Here is a 20,258-nt window from a genome sequence, read left to right on the forward strand (position 1 = left end):
TTATGTCAGAAAACTTGAAAACAATTGAGTTACAATTAACCAATACTAATGAAGCATTAGCTTTGTTTGGTACAAATGATAAATATTTAAAGCAGATAGAAGAACAATTAAATGTATCCATTGTTACAAGAGGAGAGCAAGTAGGTGTTTCTGGCACTAAAGAAGAGATTGAACTTGTTGAGGAGATTTTATCAACTCTTCTTACAATTGTACGAAAAGGATTGAATATAACAGAGCGAGATGTAGTATATTCAGTGGATCTCGCAAAAAAAGGTAAAATTAATCAATTTGAAACACTTTTTGAAGATGAGATAACCAAAAATGTTAAGGGGAAATCAATTAGAGTAAAAACATTAGGACAAAAGAGTTATGTATCAGCAATTAAAACTCATGACCTTGTGTTTGGTATTGGTCCCGCTGGTACTGGAAAAACGTATCTGGCTGTCGTAATGGCTGTCCATGCATTAAAAAATGGTGAAGTGAAAAGAATTGTTTTAACACGCCCTGCAGTTGAAGCTGGGGAAAGCCTCGGATTTTTGCCTGGTGATCTGAAGGAAAAGGTTGATCCCTATTTAAGGCCATTATACGATGCATTACACGATGTGCTGGGGACTGAACATACAATGCGTTTAATCGAGAGGGATACCATTGAAATTGCCCCATTAGCCTATATGCGTGGACGAACACTTGATGATGCATTTGTTATATTAGATGAAGCGCAGAATACTACACCTGAACAAATGAAGATGTTTTTGACACGCTTAGGCTTTGGCTCTAAAATGATAATTACTGGAGACATCACCCAAATCGACTTACCCAAAGGTGTTAAATCAGGGTTACAGGTAGCAAACCAGTTATTGTCATCTGTAAATGGAATTTCAATTATTCATTTAAACCAAACTGATGTTGTAAGGCATCCGTTAGTACAAAAAATTATTGATGTATATGAAAAAACGAACTAGTCGAAGAAATAGTGTAAGACCCCCAATAGTGGGTCTTATTTCTATATATACATAGTTAATTGTAATGCCTGCGTTTTTGATTTGATCAGTTACGAGGTGAAAATTATGGGGAAAATGTTGCGAAACTTTGTAAAGGCACTATTTAAGATCCGAACAAAATGGCTAACAGTTATTTTGCCGGTGTCTATTTTAGGTGTCTTTTTTTTCCTTGTAACTGTTAATAACGTGTTTACAGAAACATATGATATTGAACGATTTACCAGTGCCAAGGAGACTATTCGTTCTCCAATTACAGTAGAAAATGAGCAGGAAACGAAACGGAAAACCCGGGAAACGGTTCAATCTGTTGAAGATAGATTTGATATATCAACTGAAACGACTAAAGAGCAAGTAGCATATGTGGAAGAAATATTTGATGCAATCGATAAAGTAGATGCGGAGGAATCTGAAAGTTCACCAGATTCACCTAATGAGAATAACGTAGGTGTAATGACAAGCCAGGAAAAAGTTCGGCGATTAAAGCAAATATTATCTCCAAATATAACAGAAGAGGTTAATGATGGAATATTATATGAACTTGTAGAAGCACAGCCACAAATGCGTGCAGAGGGCAAGGAATTGTTAATCTCTTCATTGAAAGAAGTTTTAGTAAATGGTGTCCGTGTTGAAAATATTCAAAGTGGTATAACCAAAATTGAACAAGATATAAAGTATTCCAATCTGCCAAACGGTATAAAAGAACCGCTAGTAAAATTAAGTGAGTTTGCAGTGGTGGAAAATTCATTCTTTGATGTTGAAAAGACAATGGATGCAAGAAAGGATGCAGCGAGCAGCGTAGAACCTGTTGTAATTCGAGCAGGTGAAATAATTGTCAGGGAAGGCCAAGTAATTACAAATCAGCTTTATCAGGACTTAAAATTAGCTGGTTTATTGGATGAAGAAAGAAATATTTATCCAGTAATAGGTTTGGCTCTATTAATATTTTTAATCATCTTTGTTATTGGATATGAAATGAATCTCCTTTCAAAAGTTAATAGCCTAGATAAAGGTAAAATCTCTTCTATAATACTAATTAGTATTATAGTTGTAGCACTAATGAAAGTGGTAAGTATGATAACAGTTCCTGTAAGCCAATTATTTTTCGTAGTCCCTGTTGCAATAGGAACCTTACTTGTAAAACAATTGCTCAATGAAAGGTTTGCAATTGTACTCTCTATATTGTATGCCATTTTGGGGAGCATAATTTTTAACGGACAAATTCCGGGTGCATTAAATATAGAGGCTGGTATTTACTTCTTCTTTTCACAAATGGCTGGTATTATATTTCTGACAAATGTCAAAGATCGCTTGGCCATTCTTAAGGCAGGTGTTGGTGTAACTGCTATTAACATTATTACAGTATTATTATTCCTTTTTCTTTCTTTTGAAAAGTATTCAGTAGGCGAATTATTAATTCATTCTGGATTTGGAATAGCATCTGCATTTCTGTCAGCAGTGTTAGCAATTGGCTTATTGCCATTTTTCGAAACCGGTTTGGGTATATTATCAGATATTAAATTACTATCATTAGCAAGTCCGAATCAGCCATTACTTCGAAAAATCCTAACTGAGTCACCAGGTACGTATCATCATTCTGTGATGGTGGCCAATCTCAGTGAAACGGCTTGTGAGGTGATTGGAGCAAATGGGCTTCTTGCAAGGGTAGGATCATATTATCATGATATTGGTAAGACAGTAAGACCACATTATTTTATTGAAAATCAGTTATCGATTTCTAATCCTCATGATATAATTGAACCAAGACAAAGTGCAGAAATTATTATTAATCATCCTTATGATGGAGCTGCAATGCTTAAAAAACACAAACTACCAAAAGAAATTATCAATATTGCAATGCAACATCATGGAACTACTTTATTAAAATATTTTTATTATAAGGAAAAGGAAAGTAACCGCTATGTGAAGGAAAACAACTTCAGGTATCCAGGTCCAAAGCCACAAACTAAAGAAGCTGCAATAATATGTATTTGTGACTCTGTGGAAGCCGCTGTAAGGTCATTAAATGAGCCAACAGAGGATAAGATTGAAGAAATTGTGTCTTCCATTGTAAATGATCGCCTGATGGATGGACAATTAAATGAATGTCCACTGACTTTAAAGGAGTTGGATAAAGTTCATCAAACAATCTGTGAATCATTAAAGGGAATTTTTCATTCAAGAATACAATATCCCATGAAGGAGGCAAAATAAATGTATATTGATTTTCATGACCAAACAAATTCTGTACCTACCGATTATATTGATATGCTCCAACGTTTACTTATTTTTACAGCAAAAAAAGAAGGTATTTCTATGGAGGCTGAGGTATCAATAAACTTTGTCAGTAACAATGAAATCCAAGAAATTAATCGAAATTATAGACAGCTTAACAAACCAACCGATGTATTATCTTTTGCAATGCAGGAGCAAGCTGATGATGAATTGGATATTGTTGGTGAAGATATTCCCCTTGTTCTTGGCGATATTGTTATATCTGTTGAAAAAGCAGAGGAACAGGCTAAGGATTATGACCATTCGCTAGAGAGGGAATTGGGATTTCTAACGGTTCATGGTTTCTTGCATCTACTTGGATATGACCATATGGATAAAGATGATGAACAGAAAATGTTTAAAAGGCAGGAAGAAATTTTGGGTGAATTTGGCATTGAACGGTAATCAAAGGAAAAAATCTATTGGTTTTTCTCATGCGTGGAATGGTCTTAAAGAAGTAACGAAAACTGAACGGAATTTTAAGATACATTTAATAGCTACAATAACAGTTATTATAGCAGGTATTCTAATACAGTTAACCTTAATTGAGTGGGCAATTATTATGCTTACAATTGGGTTAGTATTAGTTGCTGAAGCTACTAATGCAGCCGTTGAAAAGCTGATTGATTATGTGAAACCTGATACACATCCGTTAGCTAAAACAATTAAGGATGTTGCTGCAGGGGCAGTTTTATTAGCTGCTTTAACTTCGCTAATCGTTGGTATGATTATATTTTTACCGAAAATATATGGATTATTTTAGCAAAACCTTCATTATACGAAGGTTTTTTTAGCAGTTAGGAAAGTATAAATAATTACTGCATAAGTGAAACTAAGAACTTTCCATTTAGTTCTGCGCTTCAAAGCATAAGGGATTCTATGAGAAGTAAAGTTTGATTTCATAAAAACCCCTTTAACGATAAGCCAAGTTCTTCTAATCATTACATGTCATTTTCTGAAGAATTATAGAAACTTTTTAAAGGTTTTGTCGGATACATGAAACTAGCTGGATTTTGTAGTATGATGATTATATCAAATAGACATAACTGCTTCGGAGGAAATAACATGGACACTAAATTTAAATCAGGATTCCTAGCAATTATTGGTAGACCTAACGTAGGCAAGTCAACATTTATGAACAATGTAATAGGGCAAAAAATAGCGATAATGAGTGATAAGGCACAAACAACACGAAATAAAATTCAGGGTGTTTTAACAGAAGAAGATGCACAGATAGTATTCATCGATACACCAGGAATCCATAAACCCAAGCATCGTTTAGGTGATTTTATGGTGAAAATAGCTGAGGATACATTGAATGAAGTGGATGCAATTCTTTTTATGATTAACGCTGATGAAGGTTATGGAAAAGGTGATCAATATATAATCGACCGGCTGCAGCAAGTAAAACGCCCGGTTTTCCTGATCATCAATAAAGTGGACTTAATTCATCCAGATGATTTGTTCCCTTTAATAGAGCGCTATAAAAATAAGTACAATTTTGAGGAAATTATTCCAATTTCAGCGCTTCATGGTAATAATGTTACACATTTACTTGATATATTAAAGGCACATCTGCCGGAAGGGCCTCAATATTACCCTGAAGATCAAATAACAGATCATCCTGAACGGTTCATCATTGGCGAGTTAATACGGGAAAAAGCATTGCAATTAACCAGAGAAGAGGTACCGCATTCAATAGCAGTTGTGATTGAAAACATTGAAACAAGAGACTCAAATGCAGTTTTTATTCAGGCAGCAATTGTTGTGGAACGGAAAACGCAAAAAGGAATTATTATCGGTAAACAAGGAAGTATGTTAAAAGATATCGGTAAAAAAGCTCGAAAAGATATTGAAGCATTGTTAGGATCAAAAGTTTATTTAGAACTTTGGGTCAAAGTCCAAAAAGACTGGCGCAACAAGCAATCGCAGCTGCGTGAGTTTGGGTTCCGTAGTGATGAATATTAAACTTGGTAAAATTTAAAACTCATTGATTTAACATGTATGGTAATTCTATTAGTAAGTACTTTTTCAACATGCTATAAAGAAAGGTGGGGTTTCTTGTGATCGACTTAACCTGGAGATTATTTAGTCAAACAGGAAACATTGAAACCTATTTATTATTGAAAGAGTTAGAAGAAAGAGCACGAGGTAAGGGAAATTCGGTCCAACAGGAAGATGAGGAAGTATCATCGATTGACACAAAATTATAGTACATGGGAATTTTTCAATGGTTTGACCTAAGAAGGTGATACTATTTGCTTGAAAAAATGAAAGGTATTGTCATTAAAACGCAAGATTACAGTGAATCACATAAAATAGTTACGATTTATAGTAATAAACTAGGTAAAATCTCTGCAATTGCCAGAGGAGCCAAGAAACCAAAAAGCAGAATGGCTGCAGTTACGCAGCCATTCATACTTGGTGAATTTTTTATCTATATCAATTCGGGATTAAGTACTATTCAGCAGGGAGATGTTGTTGATTCACTCCGTTTTATTAGGGAAGATATTATTAAGACAGCTTATGCTGCATATATAGTTGAGTTGACCGATAAATTAGTTGATTCACATTTACCGGATAAATATTTATTTGACCAGCTATACCAGACATTATCCTGGATCGCTGAACATGATGATGCAGATGCTGATATTCCAATGATGATGTATGAGTTAAAATTATTTGCAAAAGGCGGGTTTGCACCGACAGTAAGTAATTGTGTGAGTTGTGGCAGGAAAGATACTCCTTTATATTTTTCGATATCTGAAGGTGGTTTACTTTGTTCGCGATGTAACCATATTGACTCTGAAGCAATAATGCTGCCAGATAAGATAGCAAAATTGTTGCATATCTTTGTAAGTGTAGAATTGGAAAGAGTTGGTAAAATATCAGTGAAATCAGCAAATAAGAATTTATTGCGACAGTTAATAGATGCCTATTACGACCAATATGGCGGCTATTATCTTAAATCTAAACGATTTTTAAATCAATTGGATAAATTAAGATAAGCTACTTTTGTTGACAATATAGGTGTTAATACAGTATTATTTGTACATATTTCGAATAAAAACATAATTGTGTTGAGGAAGAATAGTACTTATTGATTGCTATTTTGAGCGAGTCCAGATTAGTGGAAGCTGGATAATAGGACGATGAGGAATGGCGCTTCTGAGCAAACGGTATAAAGTGGCTCTTGTATAGAGCAAGTAGGGTGGAACCGCGGTATAAAAACCGTCCCTATGTCATTTAAAATGACATAGGGACGGTTTTTTTATTCAAGCAGTTAAGAAAATATAAATTCTTCCTTACTGCATAAGTGCAACTTAAGCTTTCGCCATTAAAGCTTGGGGATAAGCCTAATTTTCTAATAAAGCAACTATGGAGGTTATTAAAAATGAAAATACAGGAAATGATTTTAACTTTGCAAAAATATTGGTCAGACCAAGATTGTATATTGATGCAGGCGTATGACGTTGAAAAGGGAGCCGGAACAATGTCTCCAATGACACTGTTAAGAAGTCTAGGTCCAGAACCGTGGAATGTAGCGTATGTTGAGCCATCAAGAAGACCAGCAGATGGTCGATATGGGCAAAATCCAAATCGACTTTATCAGCATCACCAATTCCAAGTAATTATGAAGCCGTCGCCAGACAATATTCAAGAATTGTATCTAGATTCATTAAAAGCGCTTGGAATTAACCCGTTGGAGCATGACATACGTTTTGTAGAGGATAATTGGGAAAATCCAACTCTGGGTGCTGCAGGATTAGGATGGGAAGTGTGGCTGGACGGAATGGAAATAACACAATTTACATACTTTCAGCAAATTGGCGGGCTTGAAGCAAGTCCGGTAACAGTTGAACTTACGTATGGGATTGAACGTTTGGCATCGTATATTCAAGATAAAGAAAATGTATTTGATTTGGAGTGGACAGATGGTGTAACGGTTAAAGATATCTTTTTTCAACCTGAATACGAACATTCAAAATATACGTTTGAAGAGTCTAATACAGACATGCTATTTAAGTTATTTTCTATGTATGAAAAAGAAGCTAAGGCTACAATGGAAAAAGGATTGGTATTTCCATCCTATGATTATGTATTAAAATGTTCGCATACATTTAATTTACTTGATGCTAAGGGTGTCATTTCAGTAACAGAACGAACAGGATATATTTCAAGAATACGAAACCTAGCTAGGAATATTGCTAAAGCTTACGTAGCAGAACGTGAACGGTTAGGATTTCCTATGTTAACAAAGGAGGCAGAATAATGGCTAAAGATGTATTGTTTGAAATAGGGCTAGAAGAATTGCCTGCACGATTTATTGATAAGGCAGAAAGCCAACTTATTAGTAAGACAAAGGATTGGCTAGATGAATTACGTATTTCGTATGACTCTATTACTTCATTCTCTACACCAAGAAGACTTGCCGTTTTAATTAAGGATGTTGCCGAAACGCAAACGTCACTTGAAGAGGAAGTAAAAGGGCCAGCTGTTAAAATAGCGAAAGATGATGAAGGAAGCTGGACAAAAGCAGCAATTGGTTTTACAAAAGGTCAAGGAAAGACTGTAGAAGACATTTATACTAAAGAAATAAAAGGGACAAAATATATATTTGTGAAAAATCAGGTTATCGGTAAAGATACTTATGAATTACTTCCTACATTCAAAGGAATTATAGAATCCATTCAATTTCCCAAAAATATGCGCTGGGCCGAACAAAGCCTTCGATATGCACGTCCAATTCGTTGGATTGCTGCATTATATGAAGATCAAGTAATACCTTTTGAAATTGCTGATGTTACAACTAGCAATTTTACGTTCGGACATCGGTTTTTAGGAAGCAAAATCATTTTAAAATCACCAACAGACTATCAATTTGACCTGAAAGATAATTACGTTATATCAGATCCAAATGAACGTGAACATTTAATTACAGAGGGAATAATACAAATAGAAAAAGAATATGGATTTCAAATTCCAATTGATAATGGTTTATTGAATGAGGTACGTAATCTCGTTGAGTACCCAACGGTATTTATTGGCTCATATGAAGAATCCTTTTTAAAGTTACCATCAGATGTGTTAATAATATCTATGAAAGAACACCAGCGGTATTTCCCTGTAAAGTCAAAGAATGGAGAATTGCTGCCTTACTTTGTCGGAGTTAGAAATGGTGATGACAAAGCATTAAATACTGTAATCAAAGGCAACGAAAAAGTTCTACATGCCAGGTTATCTGATGCACAATTCTTCTTTGAAGAAGATCAAAAACATTCTATAGATTATTATTTGGAGAAGTTGGAGCGGGTTGTTTTTCAAGAAAAATTAGGAACAATAAGTGATAAAGTGTCACGTGTTGTTAGGATTACAGATCAATTGGCACAACAGCTAAATCTTTCTGAAGAGACAAAAGAAAAAGCAGTCAGGGCTGCTGAAATTTGCAAGTTTGATTTACCAACGAACATGGTGAATGAATTCACAGAGCTTCAAGGAATTATCGGACAAACATATGCACTGAATTTTGGCGAGGCAAAAGAAGTTGCTAAAGCAGTTGCTGATCATTATTTACCGGTTCATGCTGATGATCGTTTACCGGAGAATATTGAAGGTGCTATTGTAAGTGTTGCTGATAAACTGGATACGATTGTAGGTTGTATTTCAGTAGGCTTAACACCAACTGGTTCACAGGATCCTTATGGTCTTAGACGTCAATCGGTAGGTATTTTGAAAATATTAAAAGAAAATAAATGGAATATTACGGTTGAATCATTACTGGATTTAACACAGAATTTATTTCGTGATCAAGCAATTGAACAAAATGATATTAATAAAGTGAGAAATGAATTAGAACAGTTCTTTGGTTTACGTGCCACGTATATACTTAAGGAAGTAAAGGCTGAGCAAGATGTTATTCAATCTGTATTGCATCAAGAGATAGGTATTATTGCATATACGTTAGCAAAAGCGAGTATTTTATCCCGCAAACGTAATGATCATGATTTTAAATCTGTTCAACAAGCACTTGTAAGAGTGATTAACCTGTCCAAGAAAACAAATCAAAATACTATTAATCCAGACCTTTTTGAAACACCTTCCGAAAAGGAACTATATCAGGTTTATTTGGCAGTAAAGGATTCTTATATTAATTCTAATAGTAACCAGCAAGCTGAGGATGCCCTTTTACAGCTAGGGAAATTGGCAGAACCAATTCACAACTTCTTTGAGCATAACATGGTTATGGCAGACGATGATCAAATCCGTAATAATCGACTGTCACTCTTGAATCTAATAGCAACATTAACTTTCGACTTTGCTGATTTATCCGCAATCGAATGGAAGCAGCAATTCTAATCCAAGCAGGTGTAAAAACGTTTATTATATAGAAATTCTCAGATCATTATTTTAAGGTAACATTATTTCTTTTTCACTATATTTAGTCTATAATATTTAATAAATAGTATGTCACATTAAGTTTTTAGGTGGTGAAAAAGTGGAGTTATCAAATAGACAAGAGCAAATTATTGTAATTGTTAAAGAAAATGGCCCGATTACTGGTGAGAATATAGCCGAACGTCTTGGTTTGACAAGAGCAACATTACGGCCAGATTTAGCTATATTGACCATGGCTGGTTTTCTTGATGCAAGACCAAGGGTAGGGTATTTTTATACAGGTAAGACTGGAACTGAACTACTGACCGAAAAGATTAAACAATTTAAAGTACAGGAATACCAGTCAGTCCCTATAGTCGTTAAGGAAGATGCTTCTGTTTATGATGCTATTTCAACAATGTTTTTAGAAGATGTTGGAACGCTTTTTGTAGTAGATAATAACGCATGTCTAATAGGTGTTTTATCAAGAAAAGACTTATTAAGAGCGAGCATCGGAAATCAGGATTTAAACGCTGTACCGGTACATATTATCATGACTAGAATGCCTAATATTACTGTATGTTATCGTGAGGATTTAATGATAGATGCTGCAAAGAAGCTGATTGATAAACAAATTGATGGGCTTCCTATCGTCAAAGATACTGAAAAGGGCGTAGAAATTGTAGGGCGTATTACGAAAACGACTATAACGAAAGCGTTTGTGGAGTTAATAATGGATGAGCATTTATAAGAGAGGAGCCGAACCATGGGTGTAAAACCACTAGTTTATGTTTTGTCCGATTCCGTTGGAGAAACTGCTGAATTAGTAATAAAAGCAGGTTTGAGTCAATTCAATAATGGGGAATATAATATACAGCGAGTGCCATATGTAGAGGATAAAAAAACGATTGATGAAACCGTACAGATTGTACAAGAAAAGCAAGGAATTATCGGATTTACACTCGTAGATCCAATTCTACGAAAATATTTAAATACAAAGGCAAAGGAAAAAGATATTGAAGCAATTGATATTATGGGTCCAATGATGGATGCAATGGAGAAATTCTTCGATCATAACCCGCGCCTTGAGCCTGGATTAGTCCATAAATTAGATGAAGACTATTTTAAACGTGTAGAAGCAATTGAATTTGCGGTTAAATACGATGATGGCAGGGACCCACGTGGTATTGCTAGAGCTGATATTATTTTAATTGGTGTTTCACGCACTTCTAAAACCCCTTTATCACAGTATTTGGCACACAAAAGGCTGAAGGTTGCCAACGTACCCATTGTTCCTGAAGTTGATCCACCTGAGGAGCTATATGAAGTAGATCCGAGAAAATGTATTGGATTGCAAATAAGTCCTGAAAAACTCAATGAAATAAGAAGAGAAAGATTAAAGGCATTAGGACTTGGTGACCAAGCAACATACGCGAATATGGAAAGAATACACCAAGAGCTAGAGTGTTTTGATGATCTAGTTAATAAAATTGGATGCAGGACTGTAGATGTATCCAATAAAGCTGTGGAAGAGACAGCCAATATTATCTCTCATATGATTAAAAAATAGCTTAACTTATATTAAAAACATTCTATGAATAAGTAGAATGTTTTTTAATGGCAATCCTAATGATTTTGTATTATAATTATTTTTTGTGTCAAAATAAAATAATAATCTATGCAATGTTGAGCATCTGACGTATTCAGAAAAATAAAACATTAAGATATAGGAAGGAATATTACTCAACTATGTAGAAATACAGTGTATAGGCATTATAATAGTTTGTCATAGGGTTTATACAAGCCTGTCAAGAGGTACAATAATACAACAAGTTAAACAAGTCCTTCTAAGTTTTATACTCCATAGAAGGAAATTTTTTCGACTTTCTAAAAAAACTTTGTCGAATCATGAAGGATTTTCTTAACAAGTATCGAATTATATTAAAGCATGGTGGTAAAAATGCCAAATCAAATACCGGAAGAGGTAATTGAAGAAGTACGTAAATCCAATGATATTGTTGACGTCATTGGAGAATATGTTCAATTAAAAAAACAGGGAAGAAACTTTTTCGGACTTTGTCCATTTCATGGTGAAAATACTCCATCCTTTTCGGTGACGCAAGAGAAGCAGATTTTTCATTGTTTTGGTTGTGGTAAAGGTGGAAATGTATTGACGTTTCTAATAGAGATGGAAGATTACTCTTTTTATGAGGCTCTAAAGTTTCTAGCCAGCAGAAGTGGAGTAAACTTACCTGAAACAGGGATGAACAAAGAATCATCCATGTCGGAAGAAAATCAAAATATACTATCTGCTTACGAATGGATTACTAAACTTTATCATCACTTATTACGATATACGAAAGATGGTAAAGAGGGCTATCAATACTTTAAAGACCGAGGTATCACTGACGAAACGATTGATGTTTTTCAATTAGGATTTGCACCAAATGTAAAAGACTTTACAGCTGAGTTTCTTCAGAAAAAAGGCTTTCATCAACAGATACTTGTTAAAGCTGGTTTACTTTCTCTAAATGAAGATAATAGTGTAACTGACCGATTTCGAAGCAGAGTCATATTTCCAATTCGGAATCACTTAGGGAAGTCCATAGGTTTTGGTGGTCGAACAATTGGAGATCAGGAGCCAAAATATCTGAACAGCTCTGAAAGTGAATTGTTTCAAAAGGGACGTATCTTATACAATTTTGATTTAGCCAAAAAACACATTCGTAAACAAAGCGAAGTAGTTCTATTCGAAGGGTATATGGATGTTATTTCAGCATATCAGGCAGAGGTAAAAAATGCTGTAGCAACTTTAGGAACTTCACTTACAGAATCACAAGCAAAACTATTAAGGCGTTATGTTGATACAGTGACTATCTGTTATGACGCTGATAATGCAGGCACTGAAGCAACATACAAAGCTGCTGTTTTGTTACAAAAGATTGGGTGTCATGTAAAAATAGCAAATTTAAGGGAAAACATGGATCCAGATAGTTTTATACACGAATTTGGTGCTACTGCATTTAAAGATGAGGTTATTAAAGCAAGTAATACGTTTACGAGCTTTTACATGCAATATCTTAAAAAGGATTTCAACCTTAGTCTTGAAAGTGACCGTATACAATATATTGAAAGTGTACTTAAACAGCTTGCAATGATTGAGAGTTCTGTTGAACGGGAATATTACTTAAAAGAAATAAGTAATGAATATAATGTAACAATGGAATCATTAACACAAGAAATCCAGAGCCATCGGCAAAAGATGGGCATTGGTAAGGATAAGAGAGAAAAGAACAGATATACTAATAGGGCACCACAATTTCAACAAACAAAAAAATTACTACCAGCTTTTCATAATGCAGAAAGACAGCTTATTGCATATATGTTGCAAGACACTTCTATTACTGATAAAGTGCAGGAGGAAATAGGTGCATCCTTTAATGTTGATGAGCATAAAATTATTGCTACACATTTGTATGCATTCTATGAAGAAGGTCATCAAGCCGATGTCAGTATGTTTATTGAAACGTTGACTGATGACAATTTAAGGCGTTTAGTTACAGAGGTTGCAATGATTCCTGTTCTTGAAAATATAAGTGATAAGGAAATCAGTGATTATATTCGGATAATTCGTGCTGAAAATAGCAGTAAAGATAGTATTCAGGCACTTAAAGAAGAACAAAAATTAGCCGAACAACAAAACGACCCAATAAAGGCTGCAAGGATTGCAATGGAGATTATTGAATTGCAGAAGCAGTTAAAGAAATTAAATTGATATTGTAGTTGGAAGGAGGGGGACTCATGGCCGAAAATAAGCCTTCACAAACAAAAGAAAATGAAAATGAACTAACACTGGATCAAGCAAAAGATCAATTGCTTGAAATAGGAAAAAAGCGCGGAGCACTGGCTTATGAAGAAGTTGCTGATCGTTTATCTAGCTTCGAAATTGAATCCGAGCAGATGGATGAATTTTATGGGTACCTAGCAGAGCAAGGTGTAGAGGTTATTGGTGATTCAGAAGAAGATCCTAAAATGCAGCAAATTGCAAAAGAAGAAGAATTTGATTTAAATGATTTAAGTGTACCACTCGGTATAAAGATAAATGATCCCGTTAGAATGTATTTAAAAGAAATAGGGAGAGTGGATTTACTTTCGGCTGCTGAAGAAATCGATCTAGCTCATCGAATTGAAAATAATGAAGATGAGGCAAAAAGACGTCTAGCTGAGGCTAACTTGCGTCTTGTAGTTAGTATTGCAAAGCGATATGTTGGTCGAGGTATGCTTTTTCTTGATTTAATTCAGGAAGGTAATATGGGTCTTATCAAAGCTGTTGAAAAATTCGATTATCGTAAAGGGTTTAAGTTTAGTACGTATGCTACATGGTGGATTCGTCAAGCAATTACAAGAGCAATTGCGGACCAAGCGAGAACAATACGGATACCAGTCCATATGGTTGAAACGATTAACAAACTTATTCGCGTACAGCGCCAATTGTTACAAGACCTTGGAAGAGAACCAACACCAGAAGAAATCGGAAAAGAAATGGAACTTTCTCCTGATAAGGTTCGTGACATCCTAAAGATAGCTCAGGAGCCAGTCTCACTTGAAACACCAATAGGGGAAGAAGATGACTCCCATTTAGGTGATTTCATAGAAGATCAAGAAGCAGTTTCTCCGTCAGATCATGCTGCTTATGAACTTTTAAAAGAACAACTGGAGGATGTTCTAGATACACTTACTGACCGGGAAGAGAATGTATTACGTTTACGTTTTGGTTTAGATGATGGACGAACAAGAACACTGGAGGAAGTTGGTAAAGTGTTTGGCGTTACAAGAGAACGAATTCGTCAAATTGAAGCAAAAGCTTTACGGAAGCTTAGACATCCTAGTCGTAGTAAACGATTAAAAGATTTTTTGGAATAAATCGTTTCAGTCATTAAGCACTATTTGTTGGCAGTTAAGAAAGTATAGATACTTTCTAACTGCATAAGTGCGACTAAGGCTTGCATGCACACCAGCGTATAAGGTGTTCTAAGAAGATAATTTACGTTTGAAAACAAATCTCTTTAACGATAAGCCGAATTTTCTAGTGTTCAATGACTGTTTACATTTTTATAAAAAAATTTGATAAGTTGTAGGTTATAACTGCATCGGGGTGATTCTTATGTCGGATAGGCGAATCGCAACAGTTGTTGAAGAAATCCATTATTGGAAAGAGCATAATTTACTACCCGATGTGTACTGTGATTTTCTTTTGGCTATATATACAAATGGTGAGGGTGTCGGAGAAGAAAATACTGGAAAAAATAGGATAAATATCGTAAAAGCTATTCAATTAACTTTATTAAGCTTATTATTACCATTTGCTTTCCTAGTTATTTATTTTACCGAATTTCCTGCTTCACTACAAGTAAGTACCTTATTTTTATTTGTAACATATTCTTATTGGATGTCTAGAGTCTACAGTCAAAAGCTTACGATCTATTATCATCTTTCTATAGTAACTTTTCTGCTGTTGTTGCTTTTAATGTCGATATATATAAGTACATTATTTACTGCTAATCAATGGTTTCTGCAATTTGTGATGATTATAAATGTAATTTCATGGTATTTTTTTAGTCGGCGAATCGATATTAAATACCTTAAAATTGTTAGCATATTTGGTATAGCATTTGTCATTTTATATATTGTTTTACAAAAAATTCACATCTTATCCCTTTAAACAAATTTGTTTTTCGAGTAAAATATATATAGCTTTTGAAACAAAATAGAGATTAAGGGGATTACATAAGGAGGAACTACGATGAAGAAGAACCCAGTCATCCCTTATGCAACTATTGCTGTAATAGGGATACTCTTAGTAGTTGTTATATCGTTTGTTGGCCTGGATCAACGTCAGACTATTGAAGAAAAAGAGAAAAATGGTGGCGAAAATACGGAAGAAAAGTCACAAGAGGGAGAAACCACTAGTGACCCTTCTAAAGTTTTTGAAAGTAATTGTGCTAGCTGTCATGGTGCAGATCTTTCTGGTGGAATGGGACCAGCATTAAATAAAGTTGGAAGTAAGTACTCCCAAGAGGAGATTAGAGAAATTATCAAAACTGGTTTTCCTGATGCTGGTATGCAAGGAAATATCATACAGGGTGAAAAAGCCGATGCTGTTGCAAAATGGCTTTCCGAACAAAAGTAGATTTTTAGGATACTTATAGTTTATTATGCTAAAAGAGTAAGCTGACTGATATCATGCAGAAGGCTTGCTCTTTTATGCTATTAGACGTGTGTCAATAATGAAGGAGAAAATAATGAATAACATAATTAAACTTTCTGAACGATTGAGTACCGTTGCAACGTTTATCACGGAAGGTGCTGTTTTTGCAGATATCGGATCTGATCATGCGTATTTACCATGCTACGTTTGTTTATATGACAGCAAAGCACATGCAATTGCAGGTGAAGTAAAAGAAGGACCTTTCAAAAGTGCTATTGAGACAGTTAATAAATATGATCTATCATCTAGGGTACAAGTACGATTAGGTGATGGATTGCACGTTTTACAAGACAGAGAAGTAAATCTGCTTGTTGTTGCAGGTATGGGCGGTTCGCTTATAAGATCCATTCTCGAAGAAGGTAAGGACAGATTATGCGGTGTGCAACGAATTATCGCACAGCCAAATGTAAATGAACGAAATGTTCGAAAATGGCTTTATGAAAACAACTACACCATTACCTGCGAGGAAATACTAGAGGAAAATGGACATATTTACGAAATAATTGTAGCAGACAGAAATGCCGCTAGAAGTCCGTACAAAACGGATCTATTGCAAAAACAGCTATTATTCGGACCACTGTTATTAGAACATAAAACAGAAACGTTTATTAAAAAATGGAAAAATGAGCTTTCGAAGCGAATCAGAGTTATCGATGAAATGAAAAAGGCAAGAGAACAAAATCAGAATAAAATAAGCGAATTTGAAAAAGAATTGTCTTGGGTACAGGAGGTTTTAAAAAATGGCGGTGACAACTCGAAACAGTGATATTTTTCAGTTGATGGAAAAATGGGCACCAAAGCATCTGGCATACGATTGGGATAATGTTGGATTACAGGTTGGATCATTCAATAATCAAGTAACCAAGGTGATGGTAACTTTGGATGTCCTGGAATCTGTAGTGGATGAAGCAATAGAGAAGAATGTTGACTTAATAATTGCACACCATCCTCTATTATTTAAATCGGTGAAACAAGTAAATGTGGACACATTTCAAGGCCGAATTATTCAAAAGTTAATACAGCACAATATTTCTGTATACGCTTCCCATACAAACCTTGATACTGCTGACGGTGGCGTAAATGATATGCTTTGTGATTTGCTTAATATTAATCGAACAGAAGTATTACAACAGACCTATCAGGAGGAACTGGTAAAAATTTCAGTATTTGTACCAAAGACACATATGAACGAAGTGCGAGAAGCCATGAGTGAAAATGGAGCAGGATATATTGGTGACTATAGTCATTGTACATTTCAAACAGAAGGTCAAGGGACATTTATGCCGCAGGAAGGGGCGAACCCGTATATCGGTACAGCTAACAGTTTAACATTCGTGGATGAAGTTAAGGTTGAATCAATTATACCACAGCCTAAATTAGCACGTGTTGTTGAGGCAATGATTAATGCACATCCATACGAAGAAGCTGCCTACGATGTAATGCCACTTCATAATTCAGGGCAAACTTATGGTATTGGTCGTATTGGAACATTAGATAAGGGATTAACTTTGCAAGACTTTTCGGAGCAAGTTAAACGTGTACTTGAGGTACCATCCTTGCGCGTTACCGGTGATTTAACTAAAAGGGTAAGAAAAGTAGCTATTTTAGGTGGTAGTGGTGAAAAATTAATTCATACAGCTAAAAAAATGGGAGCAGATGTATTCATTACAGGTGATATGACATTTCATGCCGCTCAGGATGCCTGGCAAATGGGGTTATCAGTTATCGATCCGGGACATCATGTAGAAAAAGTAATGAAAGAAGGAGCAAAGGAATATTTGGATAATCACCTCAATAATAAGAATATAGAAGTTATTCTGTCCAACTCAAACACTGAACCGTTTCAGTTTATATAATGCATGTAATGTTAAACTACATTATAATAGATATAAGCTGGTATTTGTAGGCAGTTGAGAAAGTGAAATACGCTTTCTACAAAAGCCCTATAACGATAACAAGTTTTCTAAGCTATTGGATGATTGATTATCATCAAAAAGGAGTACTATTATATGGAAAATAATTTTAAGCAGTTTGTATTTCACCCAGTTTTGTCAGACACTATCGATCACTTAGGATTTAAACACCCGACTGAAATACAGCAAAAGGTGATGCCAGCAATTCTTAAAGGTAAAAGTGTTGTAGGACAGTCACATACAGGGTCCGGAAAAACACATGCATATTTATTACCTTTATTTAATCAGATAGACGCTAGCAAACGCGAAGTGCAGTTTGTTATTACTGCTCCGACCCGAGAACTGGCAATGCAGATACATGAAGAAGTTAAAAAGATTATTCATTATGCAGGAAAGAAAGAAATTTGGAATGCCAAGTTATTGGTTGGTGGAACTGATAAGCAGAAAATGATGGAGAAACTAAAGGAACCACCACATATTATCATTGGTACGCCTGGCCGAATATTGGATATAGTCAAAGAAGATGCCCTTTCTTTATATTCTGCAAATTCGTTTGTTATCGATGAAGCAGATCTTATGCTTGATTTAGGGTTTATTAATGAGGTTGACCAATTACTGGTTCGAGCAAGAAAAGACGTTCAGTTACTTGTATTTTCAGCGACTATTCCACAGCGATTAGAGCATTTTTTCAAAAAATACCTAGAGAACCCTTTACATGTAAAAATTGATGATCAACTTTCGCCTGAAACGATGGAGCATCGATTAATTGCTTTAAAACACAGGGATGAATCCGATGTTATTATAGAAATTTCCAAAACGATACAGCCCTATCTGGCAATTATTTTTACAAATGGTAAGGATATTGCTAATACACTTGCAGCTTCTTTGCAGCAAAAGGGACTTGATGTTGGGCTCATACATGGCGGATTAAAGCCAAGGGAACGTAAACGAGTACTAAAGGATATCCAAAGCCTTCGATACCAATATATTGTTGCAACTGATCTAGCCTCACGCGGAATAGATATAAAAGGGGTAAGTCATGTCATAAACGCACAACTCCCTAAAGAAGAAGATTTTTATGTGCATCGTGTGGGACGAACAGCTCGTGCCGGGATGGAAGGTACAGCAATCAGTTTATATGCTGATCAGGACATAAACCTGATTCAAAGGCTGGAGCAAAAAGGCTTGACGTTCACATTTTTTGATATTAAGAATGGAGAGTGGAAAGAAGCAAAGTCATGGAATGAGCGTGAATTACGTACTAAAACGAAAACAGATATTGATTCACAAGCTTGGAAACAGGTTAAAAAGACTAAAAAGGTAAAACCTGGATATAAGAAAAAGATGAAAAGGGAACAAGAAAATATAAAAAAACAAATGGTAAAAAAAACTAATAAAAAGAAAAGATAAATTGAGGTGGAGTAATTGCTAAAAATTGGATCACACGTATCGATGAGTGGGAAGAAAATGTTATTAGGCTCAAGTGAACTAGCGGAATCATATGGTTCTAATGCATTTATGATTTATACTGGTGCACCACAAAATACAAGAAGAAAGCCTATTGAAGAGCTAAATATAACAGCAGGAAGAGAACACATGAAAGACAATGGAATAGAGGACATCGTTGTTCACGCTCCTTATATAATAAATATAGGGAATACAGTTAAAAAAGAAACATTCGAACTAGGTGTAACTTTTTTACGAAATGAAATAGATCGTACTGCTGCGATTGGAGCCAAGCAAATCGTTCTTCACCCCGGTTCACATGTCGGTGAAGGAGCTGATAAAGGTATTGAAAGAATAATCGAAGGATTAAATGAAGTCCTAGAAAAAGATAAAGATGTACAAATTGCATTGGAAACAATGGCTGGTAAAGGATCAGAGGTTGGGCGTACCTTTGATGAATTAGCACGAATTTTTGATGGTGTTACACATAATGAAAAATTATCGGTCTGTATGGACACATGTCACATACATGACGCTGGATACAATGTTGTGAATGATTTTGATGGCGTTTTGGATGAATTCGATAAGATTATAGGTATAAATCGATTAAAGGTAATTCATGTGAATGACAGTAAGAATGAACAAGGTGCCCATAAAGACCGTCATGAAAACATTGGCTTTGGTCATATTGGGTTCGAGGCATTACAACATGTTATTCATCATCCACAATTAAAGCATTTACCTAAAATATTGGAAACGCCTTTTGTCGGTGAAGATAAAAAGAATAAGAAACCCCCATATAAATTCGAAATTGACATGATTAAAGAAGGCAATTTTATTCCTGACTTAAAAGAAAAAATAGTAAGCCAATAAACTCGAAGGGAATGACGTTTAATATGTCATTCCCTTTTTTTGCAGGCAATTAAGGATTGGTGAGTCAAGTTTTCTAATTTAGGCTGTTTTAGTAAATATTATAAATTGACA

Annotated in this window: 19 protein-coding genes and 1 other annotated feature; all 19 genes read left to right on the forward strand. The window is 35.1% G+C overall.

Features of this window, described 5'->3' with window-relative positions:
- Nucleotides 1-2 precede the first annotated feature (2 nt).
- The 19 genes from BLS02_RS08200 to BLS02_RS08290 all read left to right on the forward strand — a co-directional run bounded on the left by BLS02_RS08200 (nucleotide 3) and on the right by BLS02_RS08290 (nucleotide 20,147).
- Nucleotides 3-962, forward strand: a complete 960-nt coding sequence (locus BLS02_RS08200) for a PhoH family protein (protein ID WP_092492526.1) — start codon at nucleotides 3-5, stop codon at nucleotides 960-962.
- Between the two features lie 105 nt (nucleotides 963-1,067).
- Entirely contained in the window at nucleotides 1,068-3,212 is a 2,145-nt protein-coding gene (locus BLS02_RS08205; RefSeq protein WP_092492527.1) for an HD family phosphohydrolase, read from the forward strand.
- A complete protein-coding gene (ybeY, locus tag BLS02_RS08210) occupies nucleotides 3,213-3,677 on the forward strand; it encodes an rRNA maturation RNase YbeY (protein ID WP_092492528.1) in 465 nt (154 codons plus the stop codon).
- Nucleotides 3,667-4,035 carry a diacylglycerol kinase family protein gene (locus BLS02_RS08215; protein WP_175559465.1) on the forward strand — a complete coding sequence of 123 codons (369 nt, stop codon included), beginning with the start codon at nucleotides 3,667-3,669 and terminating at the stop codon, nucleotides 4,033-4,035. The genes ybeY and BLS02_RS08215 overlap by 11 nt, the downstream gene beginning before the upstream one ends.
- 302 nt (nucleotides 4,036-4,337) lie before the next feature.
- Nucleotides 4,338-5,240: a GTPase Era gene (gene era, locus BLS02_RS08220; RefSeq protein WP_092492530.1), complete on the forward strand. Its 903-nt coding sequence runs from the start codon at nucleotides 4,338-4,340 to the stop codon at nucleotides 5,238-5,240.
- Nucleotides 5,241-5,335: 95 nt separating this feature from the next.
- On the forward strand, nucleotides 5,336-5,485 hold the full coding sequence (locus BLS02_RS08225; protein WP_092492531.1) for a YqzL family protein: 150 nt from the start codon (nucleotides 5,336-5,338) through the stop codon (nucleotides 5,483-5,485).
- A gap of 45 nt (nucleotides 5,486-5,530) precedes the next feature.
- Nucleotides 5,531-6,280 (forward strand): DNA repair protein RecO, encoded by a 750-nt coding sequence (gene recO / locus BLS02_RS08230; RefSeq protein ID WP_092492532.1) that lies wholly within the window; start codon nucleotides 5,531-5,533, stop codon nucleotides 6,278-6,280.
- A gap of 63 nt (nucleotides 6,281-6,343) precedes the next feature.
- Nucleotides 6,344-6,514: a binding site (T-box leader), on the forward strand.
- Nucleotides 6,515-6,666: 152 nt separating this feature from the next.
- Entirely contained in the window at nucleotides 6,667-7,545 is an 879-nt protein-coding gene (glyQ, locus tag BLS02_RS08235) for a glycine--tRNA ligase subunit alpha (RefSeq protein WP_092492533.1), read from the forward strand.
- Nucleotides 7,545-9,629, forward strand: coding sequence for a glycine--tRNA ligase subunit beta (glyS, locus tag BLS02_RS08240; RefSeq protein ID WP_092492534.1), 2,085 nt, complete (start codon nucleotides 7,545-7,547; stop codon nucleotides 9,627-9,629). Before glyQ ends, glyS begins: the two co-directional genes overlap by 1 nt.
- A 139-nt stretch (nucleotides 9,630-9,768) precedes the next feature.
- Nucleotides 9,769-10,398 (forward strand): transcriptional regulator CcpN, encoded by a 630-nt coding sequence (locus BLS02_RS08245; RefSeq protein ID WP_092492535.1) that lies wholly within the window; start codon nucleotides 9,769-9,771, stop codon nucleotides 10,396-10,398.
- Between the two features lie 15 nt (nucleotides 10,399-10,413).
- Entirely contained in the window at nucleotides 10,414-11,217 is an 804-nt protein-coding gene (locus BLS02_RS08250) for a pyruvate, water dikinase regulatory protein (RefSeq protein WP_092492536.1), read from the forward strand.
- Nucleotides 11,218-11,607: 390 nt separating this feature from the next.
- Entirely contained in the window at nucleotides 11,608-13,422 is a 1,815-nt protein-coding gene (gene dnaG, locus BLS02_RS08255) for a DNA primase (RefSeq protein ID WP_092492537.1), read from the forward strand.
- Between the two features lie 26 nt (nucleotides 13,423-13,448).
- Nucleotides 13,449-14,570: an RNA polymerase sigma factor RpoD gene (rpoD, locus tag BLS02_RS08260; protein ID WP_092492538.1), complete on the forward strand. Its 1,122-nt coding sequence runs from the start codon at nucleotides 13,449-13,451 to the stop codon at nucleotides 14,568-14,570.
- Nucleotides 14,571-14,811: 241 nt separating this feature from the next.
- Entirely contained in the window at nucleotides 14,812-15,369 is a 558-nt protein-coding gene (locus BLS02_RS08265) for a hypothetical protein (RefSeq protein ID WP_092492539.1), read from the forward strand.
- An 81-nt stretch (nucleotides 15,370-15,450) separates the two neighbouring features.
- Entirely contained in the window at nucleotides 15,451-15,837 is a 387-nt protein-coding gene (gene cccA, locus BLS02_RS08270; RefSeq protein ID WP_092492540.1) for a cytochrome c550, read from the forward strand.
- A gap of 112 nt (nucleotides 15,838-15,949) precedes the next feature.
- A complete protein-coding gene (locus BLS02_RS08275) occupies nucleotides 15,950-16,681 on the forward strand; it encodes a tRNA (adenine(22)-N(1))-methyltransferase (protein WP_092492541.1) in 732 nt (243 codons plus the stop codon).
- Entirely contained in the window at nucleotides 16,656-17,771 is a 1,116-nt protein-coding gene (locus BLS02_RS08280) for a Nif3-like dinuclear metal center hexameric protein (RefSeq protein ID WP_092492542.1), read from the forward strand. Before BLS02_RS08275 ends, BLS02_RS08280 begins: the two co-directional genes overlap by 26 nt.
- 153 nt (nucleotides 17,772-17,924) lie before the next feature.
- Complete coding sequence (locus BLS02_RS08285) at nucleotides 17,925-19,238, forward strand: DEAD/DEAH box helicase (protein ID WP_092492543.1); 1,314 nt, start codon at nucleotides 17,925-17,927, stop codon at nucleotides 19,236-19,238.
- A gap of 15 nt (nucleotides 19,239-19,253) precedes the next feature.
- Entirely contained in the window at nucleotides 19,254-20,147 is an 894-nt protein-coding gene (locus tag BLS02_RS08290; RefSeq protein ID WP_092492544.1) for a deoxyribonuclease IV, read from the forward strand.
- Nucleotides 20,148-20,258: the final 111 nt, after the last annotated feature.

It is taken from the genome of Virgibacillus salinus (genome assembly GCF_900102415.1).
Classification (GTDB): domain Bacteria; phylum Bacillota; class Bacilli; order Bacillales; family Amphibacillaceae; genus Lentibacillus; species Lentibacillus subterraneus.

Coding starts and splice junctions, on each gene's coding strand:
- dnaG (WP_092492537.1), top strand. CDS start 11,608: ATGCCAAATCAAATACCGGAAGAGGTAATTGAAGAAGTACGTAAATCC.
- BLS02_RS08275 (WP_092492541.1), top strand. CDS start 15,950: ATGAATAACATAATTAAACTTTCTGAACGATTGAGTACCGTTGCAACG.
- BLS02_RS08285 (WP_092492543.1), top strand. CDS start 17,925: ATGGAAAATAATTTTAAGCAGTTTGTATTTCACCCAGTTTTGTCAGAC.
- era (WP_092492530.1), top strand. CDS start 4,338: ATGGACACTAAATTTAAATCAGGATTCCTAGCAATTATTGGTAGACCT.
- BLS02_RS08200 (WP_092492526.1), top strand. CDS start 3: ATGTCAGAAAACTTGAAAACAATTGAGTTACAATTAACCAATACTAAT.
- BLS02_RS08280 (WP_092492542.1), top strand. CDS start 16,656: ATGGCGGTGACAACTCGAAACAGTGATATTTTTCAGTTGATGGAAAAA.
- glyS (WP_092492534.1), top strand. CDS start 7,545: ATGGCTAAAGATGTATTGTTTGAAATAGGGCTAGAAGAATTGCCTGCA.
- BLS02_RS08205 (WP_092492527.1), top strand. CDS start 1,068: ATGGGGAAAATGTTGCGAAACTTTGTAAAGGCACTATTTAAGATCCGA.
- BLS02_RS08250 (WP_092492536.1), top strand. CDS start 10,414: ATGGGTGTAAAACCACTAGTTTATGTTTTGTCCGATTCCGTTGGAGAA.
- glyQ (WP_092492533.1), top strand. CDS start 6,667: ATGAAAATACAGGAAATGATTTTAACTTTGCAAAAATATTGGTCAGAC.
- cccA (WP_092492540.1), top strand. CDS start 15,451: ATGAAGAAGAACCCAGTCATCCCTTATGCAACTATTGCTGTAATAGGG.
- ybeY (WP_092492528.1), top strand. CDS start 3,213: ATGTATATTGATTTTCATGACCAAACAAATTCTGTACCTACCGATTAT.
- rpoD (WP_092492538.1), top strand. CDS start 13,449: ATGGCCGAAAATAAGCCTTCACAAACAAAAGAAAATGAAAATGAACTA.
- BLS02_RS08265 (WP_092492539.1), top strand. CDS start 14,812: ATGTCGGATAGGCGAATCGCAACAGTTGTTGAAGAAATCCATTATTGG.